At 62.8% G+C, this 12024-nt stretch carries 14 protein-coding genes; 4 read left to right on the forward strand and 10 right to left on the reverse strand.

Translation table 11 applies throughout. From position 1 onward, the window contains the following. Positions 1–10: 10 nt before the first annotated feature. The 4 genes from AC1DVN_RS24975 to AC1DVN_RS24990 are packed head-to-tail and all read right to left on the reverse strand — an operon-like array spanning position 11 to position 3314. Complete coding sequence (locus AC1DVN_RS24975) at positions 11–1198, reverse strand: sensor histidine kinase (protein ID WP_019747758.1); 1188 nt, start codon at positions 1196–1198, stop codon at positions 11–13. 35 nt (positions 1199–1233) lie between these two features. Next, positions 1234–1611, reverse strand: coding sequence for a hypothetical protein (locus AC1DVN_RS24980; RefSeq protein ID WP_020907086.1), 378 nt, complete (start codon positions 1609–1611; stop codon positions 1234–1236). A 7-nt stretch (positions 1612–1618) separates the two neighbouring features. Then, positions 1619–2131, reverse strand: a complete 513-nt coding sequence (gene purE / locus AC1DVN_RS24985; protein ID WP_080909738.1) for a 5-(carboxyamino)imidazole ribonucleotide mutase — start codon at positions 2129–2131, stop codon at positions 1619–1621. Then, positions 2115–3314 (reverse strand): 5-(carboxyamino)imidazole ribonucleotide synthase, encoded by a 1200-nt coding sequence (locus tag AC1DVN_RS24990; RefSeq protein ID WP_438473318.1) that lies wholly within the window; start codon positions 3312–3314, stop codon positions 2115–2117. The genes purE and AC1DVN_RS24990 overlap by 17 nt, the downstream gene beginning before the upstream one ends. A 191-nt stretch (positions 3315–3505) precedes the next feature. On the opposite strand from AC1DVN_RS24990, the gene AC1DVN_RS24995 reads away from it, so the two are divergent. Next, positions 3506–4105: a GtrA family protein gene (locus AC1DVN_RS24995; protein WP_007731156.1), complete on the forward strand. Its 600-nt coding sequence runs from the start codon at positions 3506–3508 to the stop codon at positions 4103–4105. Positions 4106–4131: 26 nt separating this feature from the next. On the opposite strand, the gene AC1DVN_RS25000 is transcribed toward AC1DVN_RS24995, so the two are convergent. The 5 genes from AC1DVN_RS25000 to AC1DVN_RS25020 form a co-directional block, all read right to left on the reverse strand. Beyond that, positions 4132–5454 (reverse strand): sensor histidine kinase, encoded by a 1323-nt coding sequence (locus AC1DVN_RS25000; RefSeq protein ID WP_477994314.1) that lies wholly within the window; start codon positions 5452–5454, stop codon positions 4132–4134. Positions 5455–5480: 26 nt separating this feature from the next. Then, the gene (locus AC1DVN_RS25005) at positions 5481–6161 is read right to left on the reverse strand and encodes a response regulator transcription factor (RefSeq protein WP_477994315.1); all 681 of its coding nucleotides are present in this window, start codon (positions 6159–6161) and stop codon (positions 5481–5483) included. A gap of 37 nt (positions 6162–6198) precedes the next feature. Then, entirely contained in the window at positions 6199–6765 is a 567-nt protein-coding gene (locus AC1DVN_RS25010) for a PH domain-containing protein (protein WP_283384863.1), read from the reverse strand. A gap of 74 nt (positions 6766–6839) precedes the next feature. Then, positions 6840–7415, reverse strand: a complete 576-nt coding sequence (locus AC1DVN_RS25015) for an HdeD family acid-resistance protein (protein WP_003941007.1) — start codon at positions 7413–7415, stop codon at positions 6840–6842. A gap of 118 nt (positions 7416–7533) precedes the next feature. Next, complete coding sequence (locus AC1DVN_RS25020) at positions 7534–8388, reverse strand: biotin--[acetyl-CoA-carboxylase] ligase (protein ID WP_019747752.1); 855 nt, start codon at positions 8386–8388, stop codon at positions 7534–7536. 115 nt (positions 8389–8503) lie between these two features. Between AC1DVN_RS25020 and AC1DVN_RS25025 the strand changes: the two genes are divergently transcribed. From AC1DVN_RS25025 to AC1DVN_RS25035, 3 genes are read left to right on the forward strand one after another with little or no spacing between them, the layout of a single operon-like run. Next, positions 8504–10144, forward strand: a complete 1641-nt coding sequence (locus AC1DVN_RS25025) for an acyl-CoA carboxylase subunit beta (protein WP_003940853.1) — start codon at positions 8504–8506, stop codon at positions 10142–10144. Beyond that, a complete protein-coding gene (locus AC1DVN_RS25030; RefSeq protein ID WP_019747751.1) occupies positions 10141–10482 on the forward strand; it encodes an acyl-CoA carboxylase subunit epsilon in 342 nt (113 codons plus the stop codon). Before AC1DVN_RS25025 ends, AC1DVN_RS25030 begins: the two co-directional genes overlap by 4 nt. Positions 10483–10497: 15 nt before the next feature. Next, entirely contained in the window at positions 10498–11139 is a 642-nt protein-coding gene (locus AC1DVN_RS25035; RefSeq protein WP_007731146.1) for a Maf family protein, read from the forward strand. Between the two features lie 123 nt (positions 11140–11262). Here the strand turns inward: AC1DVN_RS25035 and AC1DVN_RS25040 are convergent. Then, positions 11263–12024: HNH endonuclease signature motif containing protein (locus tag AC1DVN_RS25040; RefSeq protein WP_477994316.1), on the reverse strand; the 762-nt coding region annotated here is incomplete at its 5' end.

Below are 12024 nucleotides of genomic sequence, written 5' to 3' on the forward strand. Positions count from 1 at the left end.
GTTTCAAGACCTACCCAGACGTTCGTTCATACGGCAGGACGGCCCGGACACTGTATCCGCCGCCTGATTTCGGCCCGGCGGTTACTTTGCCTCCGTGCAGCTTGGCTCGCTCGGCCATTCCGATCAGTCCCTGTCCGCCTGGTGACGATTCGACCAGCGCGGCGCTGCCGCCTCGTCCGTCGTCGGTGATGCCGAGAACGAGTTCGGTTTCAGCCCACGTCATCTCGACGCTCGCCTGTGCTCCTGGCCCCGCATGTTTGAGAACGTTCGTCAGCGATTCCTGGACGATGCGATACGCCGTCAACCCCGCACCCGCAGAGAGTTCGCGTGGTTCACCGGTCACACTGACGGCGATGTCGAGTCCGCTGCTGCGTAACTCGTGGAAGAGACTGTCGATATCGCCGGCGCCCGGGATCACCGAGAAATCCCGGGGCGTGTCCTCACGCAGGACGGACAGAAGCGATCGCATGTCGGTCAACGCTTGGCGACCGGTGGAGGCAATGGTTTCGAGCGCCTGAATTGCAGCCTGAGGATCCTTGGCCGCGCTGTAGCGTCCGCCGTCGGCCTGAGCGATGACAACGGTCAACGAATGCGCGACGATGTCGTGCATCTCGCGCGCAATCCTCGAGCGTTCGCTGATCGTCGCGATTTCCGCTTCCTGCGCACGCTCGAGTTCGAGCAACCGTGCGCGCTCGGTCAGACCTTCCAATTGTTTGGTGCGAACTCGACGCAAATCACCGAACGCCCAGACCGCGAGCATGAAGATCATGACGGCCACGGACTGCATGACCTGCGAAGACACCGGGATTCCGTCGTAGCCGAAGTATCGAACAGTTCCGGCAATCGAGCCGAGCAACGCGAGCACCAGGCCGGTGAGCGAACTCCACCGAGCGCCATAGGCGGCCAGCGCGTACAGGGAGATGGGCACGACAACGGCCGATGCGAGCAGTGTGTTGCCGATGAAGATCACGTGTAGAACTGCGAACCCTGCGATCACCATGCCGGAGAGTTCGGGGCGCGAGCGTCGCCATGCCAACGGAACGGTCATACCCAGCGAGACGAACACCGCCAGCGGACTCGCCTCGACCGCAACGACAACGCTGAACAGTGCGGCAACCGTCGCAATGCAGATGTCCACACCGCGAGCATGTTCCGCGCTCCAGCGGACGAAGCGTTCACTAGTCGGAAAACGAGCCATGCCGCCAAGAGTAGCTTTTACTGACGAGCTTTCACTCAGGTGCGGTAACCGCCGTCTTCGAGACCGGCCTCGATTTCGAATCGGTTCCGCGGACCGCGATGACGCAACTCCTCACGCAGGTACAGCAGCCCGAATACGATTCCGTACCTGGCCCATTGGTCCGCGTGAACTGCCTCGTGGCGAAGGACGGATCGAGTCGTGTTTCGCCGGGTGAGGTACACACCGCCGAGAGTTGTTCCGCCTCTGGCGAACCCGCCGCGCAGCCCGGAAGCGACAAAGATCCCGGACTCGTCGTCGAAGCGGATGTCCGCGCCGAGAATCCCGGCGTAGAACAGGGCGACGCGGGTGACGAATGCGGACTGCGCGCTGCCCCGACTCGCTCGGATCAGCGGCAGCCCACGCCGTGCACACACGAGAAGATCAGCCCAGCAGCTTCTCGCGAAGCGCCTTGTCCTTGTCGAGCACCATCGCCTCGAGGCTCTTCTGGAAAGCCACCATCCGCTGCTGCAGTGCGGGATCCGAAGCGCCGAGGATCCGAGCAGCCAACAGACCAGCGTTGCGAGCGCCGCCGATCGAGACCGTCGCCACCGGGACGCCGGCCGGCATCTGCACGATCGAGAGGAGTGAATCCATACCGTCGAGGTACTTGAGCGGCACCGGAACACCGATGACCGGCAACGGTGTAGCCGAGGCAACCATGCCCGGAAGATGCGCGGCGCCACCGGCACCGGCGATGATGACCTTGATTCCGCGGCCCGCGGCTTCCTTGGCGTAGTCGAGCATCCGCTGAGGCGTGCGATGCGCCGAGACGACACCGACCTCGAAGCGGATACCGAACTCGGCCAGAGCTTCGGCTGCAGCTTCCATGATCGGCCAATCCGAATCGCTGCCCATGATCAGGCCGACCTGCGCGCTCTCACTCACCGTGTACATCCCATCCGTCGGTCCAAACTGCATACGAAAGCCAATGTGCTGCGCGCTCGGCGCGTTCGCGAACTGCGGCAACGTAATTCGGATCGTCGATGGATCCGGCGCCGCCGACGATGTTGACGTGGCCGATCTTGCGATCCTTGCGCTCACCCTTGCCGTACAGGTGGATCTTCGCATCGGGCATCCGCGCGAAGAGGTGATGGACACGCTCGTCCATCGTCATCTCGGGCGCTTCCGGTGCACCCAGAACGTTTGCCATCACCGTGACCGGCGCGATCGGCGAGGTGTCGCCGAGCGGGTAGTCGAGAACGGCACGCAGATGCTGTTCGAACTGAGAGGTGCGTGCGCCGTCCATCGTCCAGTGACCGGAGTTGTGCGGGCGCATTGCCAGCTCGTTGACCACGAGAGTGCCGTCAGTCGTCTCGAAGAGTTCGACGGCCATCGAGCCGACGACACCCAACTCGGAAGCGATGCGTAGCGCCAATTGTTCGGCTTCCTCGGCAACGGCACTCGAAAGGGCGGGGGCAGGTGCAATCACGACGGCGCACTGGCCATTGCGCTGAACGGTCTCTACGACCGGCCACGTAGCGCCCTGTCCGAACGGCGACCGCGCAACCATGGCAGACAGTTCCCGACGCATCGAGACCATTTCCTCGACGATCAGCGGAACACCCTTGTCCAACTGCTCGGTGACAATGGCTTCTGCTTCGTCCTGATCATCGGTGATCCAGACGCCCCGGCCGTCGTAGCCTCCGCGGGTTGCCTTGATGACAAGCGGCCAACCGTGTTCGGAACCGAAACGCACGACGTCTTCCGCCCACGTCACTTCGGCGTACGCGGGTACAGGTGCGCCCAGTTCGGCAAGTTTGCGACGCATCAGCAATTTGTCCTGAGCGAAGATCAGAGCCTGCGGCGGAGGCTGAACGTTCACGCCTTCGGCAACAAGAACCTCGAGATGTTCGGTCGGCACGTGCTCGTGGTCGAACGTCAACGCGTTGGAACCGACCGCTGCGCGGCGAAGAGCGTCGAGGTCGGTGTGGCTACCGAGCACGACATCGGGGCTGACCTGAGCTGCCGGCTCGTCCGCAGTCCCGGAGAGCACTCGGAGCGTCTGGCCCAGGGCCACCGCCGCCTGGTGAGTCATCCTGGCCAACTGTCCGCCACCGATCATGGTGACGACGGGCATGGATGCTTTTGCCGGTCGAGGGGTGGTCGGGCGGGCGGGGATCTGCGCGGGATCGTTGTTGCCGGTCACGGCTCTCTATGTTGTCATGTGCCGCGTTCGCCCGTTCATTCAGCGTTCCCAATCTGTGATTCTGCTGATGAATCCGCGGCAAATTGGTGGTAACGCGGTTTCGTTTCGTAAACTCATCTGTTGTGCCATTTGTCGACGGGGTCATTGCCCGCATACCCCAACCGTTTCGTGACATCGCTCTGCGTCACAGCGAGCTGATCAAATTCGCGATCGTCGGCGGAACTACCTTCCTGATCGACTCGGGCATCTTCTACACACTCAAGCTGTCGATCCTCGAATCCAAGCCGATCACGGCCAAGATCATCGCCGGCGTCGTCGCGGTGATCGCGTCGTACATTCTCAACCGCGAGTGGTCGTTCAAGAACCGTGGTGGCCGTGAGCCAGCGCACGAAGCTGCGCTGTTCTTCATCATCAGCGCCATCGGCGTCGTCATCAGCTTCATACCGCTCTACATCTCCAGTTACGTCTTCAACCTGCGCGTACCCGAAGTCAGCTTGGCGACGGAGAACATCGCCGACTTCATCAGTGCGTACGTCATCGGCAACCTGCTGCAGATGGCGTTCCGATTCTGGGCCTTCCGCAAGTTCGTGTTTCCCGACGAGAATCCGGAACCGCTCGAACTGTCCGACACCACAGGATTGTCCGAAACCACAGCGTTATCCGAAACCACAGCGCCTGACCCGGTCATTCCTGATGCCGAAGAGGAGCTCGGGCACTCCTGAGTTTTCCGTCTGCGCGAGCCTTTCGGTCAGCGCGGTTCGCGGTGCGGAACGACGTCCGCGGTCGGCGCAGTGTTGGCCACCGGCAGGAAGACGGCGAACAAGGCAGGCTTACGCCTCTGCAGTTCCAGTCGGCCCCCGTCGGCTTCGATCAGTGCACGTGCGAGCGCCAACCCGACGCCGGTGGACCCGGCCCCCGAAAATCCTCTGTCGAAGATGTGCGGTGCAAGATCGTTCTCCACGCCGGAGCCTTCGTCGGTGACCTCGACGCACACCATCGAGTCACGACGAGACGAACTGCGCCCGGTACCGTCGATCAATCGGACAGACACCGTGCACGTACCTTCACCGTGTTCGAACGAATTGTCGACCAGAACGGAAACAGCTTCACGCAGACGCGAACCTGTGGTCGCGGCCATCACCGCGCGATCGCCGCGTAGGCGGAGCCTGCGTCCCTCTCCGTCGAATTGAGCCTGCCAGTCGCGGGTCACCTGTTCCAGCTCGCCGACTACCGACACCAGACTCGCCGATGACCCACTGGTGCGCGACGAGCGAATCAGGTCGTCGATTCCGTCGGTGAGCCTGTCCACTTGCGCCATGGCTTCCTCGGCCTCGTTCACGACGTCAGGATCTTCGTGAACGGACAACTCGTCCAGGCGCAGCCGCACTGCAGTCAGTCGACTGCGCAGTTGATGCGAGACATCCGCGACCAGCGCGCGTTCTCGTTGCAGCCGCACCGAAATCTCCACAGTTGCCGCGTCGAGGACGTCGGACACGCGGTCGAGTTCGGGGATGTCGTGCCGACGAGGATCCGGCCGGAAGTCACCTTCGGCGAGGCGCGCCGCCCGGTCGGCCACATCCTGCAGCGGATCGGCAAGCCGACGTGCAGTGACCACAGCGACCACGGTGCCTGCCGTGATGGACAGAAGCACGAGCACACCGACGGCCATCACCGCTTGCTTCTGCTGGGTGCGCAAGTTCTCCGACGGCACCTCGAGGCGCAACGAGCCGGACGTTCCCATCGCGAGCGATTCGACGAGTGCGTTCTTGACCGTCGCCTCACCGACGTCGACGCGTGCAGCGCCGTCGACGACGGTCGGATACACGACGACGAGGCGCCCGTCGTTCGGGGTGAGAACCTTGAGCGAATCGGTGTTCAACGCACCTTCGACGAGCCCGTTCGTCCCCTCTTGCGCGATGACCTCAGCGGCCATCCGGTCGAGGCGCACCCGGAGATCACTTCGCGCCACGTCCTCCACCCAGAGCCACGCCGTGTAGATCAGCGGAACCCCCAGCAGCAACGCCGTCATGATCACGACAGCGAGAATCGACTGCAATATGCGACGCCGCATGCCGGCAGTTCCTGATTCTCGAGAAGTTAGTCGGTGTTGATTCGGAAASCGACACCGCGGACGGTGGCAATTCTGCGTTCCACGGCAGGGCCCTCGTCACCGATCTTGCGGCGCAGCCACGACATGTGCATGTCGAGCGTCTTCGATCCACGAAGCTCGACGTCGCCCCACACCTCACGAAGGATCGTATCGCGCGATACTACTTCCCCGGCATGTTCGAGGAGGACCCGCAGAAGTTCGTATTCCTTGTTGGCCAAGGCGATTTCGGAGCCGTTGACGAGTACGCGTCGTGCCGCGGGCTCGAGCCTGATGCCACCGACCTCGACGATCGTGTCCTCGCGGCCACCGTGGCGACGCAGGAGTGCTCGCACACGTGCCATCAACTCGGCGAGGCGAAACGGCTTGCTGACGTAGTCGTCGGCGCCGGCGTCCAACCCGACCACGAAGTCGACTTCGTCGGTCCTGGCGGTCAACATCAGCACGGCGAGCGAGGTGCGATGCGCACGAATCTGTCGACAGACCTCGAGGCCGTCCATGCCCGGAAGGCCGAGATCGAGAATCAACAGATCGAAATCACCTTCGAGCGCCTGCTGCAACGCAGCGGGTCCGGTCGGTTCGACCGTCACCGAATACCCTTCACGCCCCAGTGCGCGGGAGAGGGGTGCGGCAATGGCCTCGTCGTCTTCGGCTAGCAATACGGCAGTCACACGAACAGACTACGGACAACACGCCTTTGCACGTTGATTACCAGCCATTTCGATCGTTCGGGTCGTCGTTTTCACCCGCCGGCCGCTGCGGTGGCTGCGATGGTGGCTGCTGCATGGAATCGAAAACCTGGTGATACAGCAGGGCGTGAACGTGCTCGACGTCGGGAATGTCGTCGAACTCGAGCGGATCGTCACTGGCAGAGGCGATGACCAGAGTTCCGGTCTTGAGCATTCGATCGATCAAGCCGTGGCGGAACTGAACATTGCTGATCCGCCCCATGGGGATGTCGATACCGGTATGCGTGAGCACTCCGTGGCGGATGAGCACCCGCCGATCGGTGACGATGAAATGCGTGAACTTCCAGACCGTGAACGGCGCAACCGATCGCCAGGCCACGACACCGAGCCAGATGATTCCGACGGCAATGGACGACACGGTGCGAGCCGTGCCGTCCAATCTCGTCTGTGCGAGGCCCAACAAGAACCCGGCGACGGCCGTCGCAAGCACGAACGTCAACGCCGGAAGCACCAACATCTTCCAATGAGGATGGCGATGCAGTATCAGTTCCTCGTCCTGAGCGAGGGCGTCTTCGGGATATCCCATGACGGGAAGTCTGCCATCCCGCACCGACTTTCAGGCACACCGACTTTCAGGCACACCCACGTTCAGGGCAACGCTCAGGGCTGAGCGATCTTTCGCAGCACCAACGGGGTCACGACGATGATGATGCCGTACAGCACCATCCACACGCCGACCACGATGCGGAAGACGTCGAGCGAGAGTTCGGGCTGCAGAAGGACGATTGCACCCGCGACGATGCTGATGACTCCGAGCACGATCGACAGACCGCGATCGACGGTGTGCCCGGACGCCGCGTCGACCAGATCGAGAACGCCACGGAATACCCACCAGGCACCGATCACCAATGCGATCAGAACCACCGTCTGCAAAGGGCTACGGAGAACCAGGAATCCGAGGAGCACTGCCAACGCGCCGGAGATCGCGACAAGCGTCCGAGTTCCACCCGAAGCCGTCACGTCCGCGAACGAACGGATGATCTGGACGATTCCGAATCCGAACAACTGAATCGCAATGACCACCGCGACCACGAAAAGGGTGGCATCCGGCCATGCGAGTACGGCGATACCCAGGCCCAATGTGAGGACACCGAGCAGCACCGTCACACCGGTGAGTACGCGGCGAGCGCTCTCGGCCGTCTCGGCTTCGGTCGGAACAACGATCGGTGTGGTCATGACGCCCCTAGGCAGCTCAGTAGATCCCGCAGTTAAATGAAATGAAGGACGGACGGTTGGTTCGAAAACCGGCCAGGGCCAAAAATTAGCACTTTGGTGCCAGAAAATCCGGCAAGGCTCACGATTCGGCTACCGGGGCGGCCCGAAGGTGCGTGATATCACCCGCAGCGACCGCAAAGGTCTCCCCATCTGTTCCCTCGATTTCGATGACAACGCGGCCGGAAGTGTCGACGTCGGTCGCGATACCGAACACCTCCTTGTCGCCCGGCAAGACCGCGCGGACTCGTTTGCCCAGCGTCCCGCAACGCTGCCGGTATTCGGCAGCCAACACAGATGTATCCCATTTCGATGATTCCCAAGCACGGAATTGCGTCGCCAACTCACGGGCGATTGCTCGAACGAGGGTGTCGCGGTCGACAGTCGATGCTTCTTCGATGAGGAGTGATGTAGCGGTCGGGACGGGCAGCTCCTCGACACCCAGGCTCACGTTCAACCCGATGCCCACCACCACCGCGGGATCGGGCGCTGTCCTTGCCACCTCGGCCAGAATTCCGGCGACCTTCTTGTCACCGATGAGAACGTCGTTCGGCCACTTGAGTTCTGCGGGCACTTCGGCCACGTTCCGCAGCGCGTCGACGACCGCGATTCCCGACAGTAGCGGGAGCCAACCCATGTCCGTGAGATTCATTCCGGGCATCGACAGCAGAACCGACATCGAGATCTGCGCTTGCGGCGGACTCACCCACGTGCGCGAATGACGGCCGCGGGCACTCGCCTGATACTCGGCGATCAGAACGTGACGGTCGGCATCCGGATCTGCCGCTCGCGCAAGGAGATCCGCGTTCGTCGAACCGGTCTCCTCGACAACGTCGAGGCGGTTCCAGAAAACGCGCGCGTCGTCGTTGTCACTGCGCACGAGTGCGCGTCGTAGGGCATTGCCGTCGAGGGGCGGTCGGTTCAAGTCGGTCCACATAGCCCCAGCCTATGACGACAGCGAGAATGTACTGGTCAGTAGCTTGAGCCTGCAAGACAGCGACAATCGGACCTGCCTTCGAAGCCCCCCACGCACTCTCGTTAAGCTCACGTCCATGACCACTGTCCAAGAGCCGAACGCGCCGGAGGCGGCGGCCGCACCCGATATCCACACGACCGCGGGAAAGCTCGCGGACCTGCGGAATCGCCAAGCCCAGGCGCAGGCACCGAGCGGCGAAGCCGCCATCGACAAGGTGCACGCCAAAGGCAAGCTGACCGCCCGCGAGCGCATCACCGCCCTCCTCGACGAGGGCTCCTTCGTCGAACTCGACGCACTGGCACGGCACCGAAGTGTGAACTTCGGTCTCGCTGACAACCGCCCGGTCGGCGACGGCGTCGTCACCGGTTACGGCACCATCGACGGCCGCGACGTCTGTGTCTTCTCACAGGACGCCACCGTTTTCGGCGGATCGCTCGGCGAAATCTACGGTGAGAAGATCGTCAAGGTCATGGACCTCGCGATCCGCACCGGTCGCCCCCTCGTCGGCATCAACGAAGGTGCAGGCGCGCGCATTCAGGAAGGCGTCGTATCGCTCGGCCTCTACGGCGAGATCTTCCACCGCAACGTCCAGGCCTCGGGTGTCATCCCCCAGATCTCACTGATCATGGGACCCGCCGCCGGCGGCCACGTCTACTCCCCCGCACTGACCGACTTCGTCGTGATGGTCGACGAGACTTCCCAGATGTTCGTCACCGGCCCCGACGTCATCAAGACAGTCACCGGCGAAGACGTCACGATGGAAGACCTCGGTGGTGCTCGCACCCACATGGTCAAGTCCGGAGTCGCCCACTACGTCGCTTCCGGCGAGCAGGATGCCCTCGACTACGTCAAGGACCTGCTCAGCTACCTGCCGTCCAACAACCAGGCAGCAGCTCCCCGCGGCGAGATCACCGACCCGATCGTCGGTTCGATCGAAGACAGCCTGACCGCTGAGGACATCGAACTCGACACCCTCATCCCGGATTCGGCCAACCAGCCGTACGACATGCACGAGGTCATCCGTCGCATCCTCGACGACGACGAGTTCCTCGAGGTCCAGGCCGAGCGCGCGATGAACATCATCGTCGGTTTCGGTCGCGTCGACGGCCGCTCGGTCGGCATCGTCGCCAACCAGCCCACCCAGTTCGCGGGCTGCCTCGACATCGACGCCTCGGAGAAGGCCGCACGCTTCGTGCGTACCTGCGACGCGTTCAACGTCCCGATCATCACCCTCGTCGACGTTCCCGGTTTCCTTCCCGGAACCGAGCAGGAATACAACGGCATCATCCGTCGCGGCGCGAAGCTCCTCTACGCGTACGGCGAGGCAACGGTCGGCAAGATCACGGTCATCACCCGCAAGGCTTACGGCGGAGCGTACGACGTCATGGGCTCCAAGCACATGGGCGCCGACGTGAACCTGGCATGGCCGACCGCTCAGATCGCCGTCATGGGTGCCTCCGGAGCTGTCGGATTCGTCTACCGCAAGCAGCTTCTCGAAGCCGCGAAGAACGGCGAAGACGTCGATGCATTGCGCCTCAAGCTGCAGAACGAGTACGAGGACACCCTCGTCAACCCGTACGTCGCCGCTGAGCGCGGATACGTCGACGCTGTCATTCCTCCGTCGCACACCCGCGGACAAATCGTTTCCGCATTGCGACTGCTCGAGCGCAAGGCCGTTTCCCTTCCGCCCAAGAAGCATGGGAACATTCCCCTATGACCGCAACCACCGAGGACATTCTCAGCGAAGATGTCGCACTGGCGGAGACTGCACCGACCAACGGTGCGGTCGTCGAGGGAAGCGCGACGGACGCTTCGCTCACGGAGCTGACCGAGACGTCGACCTCCGACGCGTCGGTCATCAAGATCGTCAAGGGTTCGCCCACCGACGTCGAGATCGCGGCACTGGTCAGCGTGCTTGCCGCGGCTGCCGGCAGCGGTCAGGCTCCCGAGTCGAATGTTCCCGCGGAGACCTGGGGCGATCCGACTCAGTTCCACCGCACGCGTGCGCCGTTCTCGCCGTACGCGTACCTGAACCCCGCGATCCGTCGCAGCTGACGATCACTTGCTGACGTGACTCAACTGGTTCTAGCTTCAGCGTCCCCGGCTCGCCTCGCAGTTCTGCGGGCGGCCGGGGTTTCGCCGCTTGTGCGTGTCTCCGGCGTCGACGAGGACAAGATTGCCGACAACCTCGGCCCCGACGCCGCTCCCGAAAAAGTCGTGACGGTGTTGGCGGAGGCCAAGGCCGCCGAGATCGTTCCCGGCCTCGCCGCCGACAATCTCACCGACGTAGTCGTTGTCGGGTGCGATTCGATGCTCCTGATCGACGGGCAACTTCAAGGCAAGCCGGGCAGCGTCGATATTGCCCGAAAGCGATGGGCCGCAATGGCCGGACGCAGCGCCACTCTCTTGACCGGGCACTGTGTCCTACGCGTCGCCGACGGCCGCATCGTTCGCATGGCCTCGGATCACAGCGCAACAGTGGTTCATTTCGCGCAACCGTCCACCGAAGATCTCGAGGCATACCTGGCAACGGGCGAACCGCTCCAAGTCGCCGGAGCATTCACGCTCGACAGTCTCGGCGGCTGGTTCGTGGAGAGGATCGAGGGTGATCCCTCGAGTGTCATCGGTATCGGATTACCTTTGGTACGAACACTTCTCGAGCGTGTCGGGGTTTCCGTCTCGGATCTCTGGCGCACGCAGAGCATCTTCTGACACGATTTCTCCAAGCACGTTTTCTCCACGCACGTTTTCTCCAAGCACCACTGACCAGCCTCGCATCGGGTTAATGCCGATGCGAAGCTGGTCGTTTTGTTATCGCCGAAGAGGTTTGCCCCCTCAGGTTTTGAATGTGGTGTTCGCCGGCCGCGGGTGCTGGCCGGGGTCGATCGAGGGCGGCGGGATGAACCACGGTTTGTTGTCGACCCCGATTCGGATTTCCCATTTCCCGACGAACCTGGATTTGCGGTGCATCAGCCGGTGATGCGAACGGCACAGCAGGACAAGGTTGCTCATCACCGTCGGCCCGCCGTTGGCCCAGTGCCGAATATGGTGCGCATCCGTCCAGGCCGGTACACACGTGCAGCCGGGGAACGCGCAGCCTTTGTCGCGGGCGATCAACGCCACTCGCTGTTCGGCGGACACCAACCGTTTCCCGGGTTTCGCATCCAACGGCGCCCCGTGGTCGTCGAGCAGAACAGTCGACAGGAAACAGTCACACCCGAGGAGTCTGGTCTGCGACACGGACAGTGGTCCGAGCCAGGACATGTGCCCGACATCAAGATCGGCCGGCTCCAGTGAGCCGTCATCACCCGAATCCGAAGACTGTGCGGCACAACCCCGATGCTCAGCCAAATCACGAGCATTGATGTGCACGTTCACATGCGGCCGCTGACCACCATCCGTACCGGTCTTGGCGCAGTCCAAATACCGGCGGATCAGTTCGGTGAACCCGTCCGCCGTGCGTTTCGCCGCAGACCGAGAATCCGGGGTTCCATCAGGTGCCGGGGTCGGCATCGTCAGATTCGACAACGCCGACAACAACATTTCACCGGTGAGAGCATCGAAATCACCGCGCACCACCACCCGACCGTTCAACGT

This window comes from Rhodococcus sp. P4_E4 (assembly GCF_056401575.1).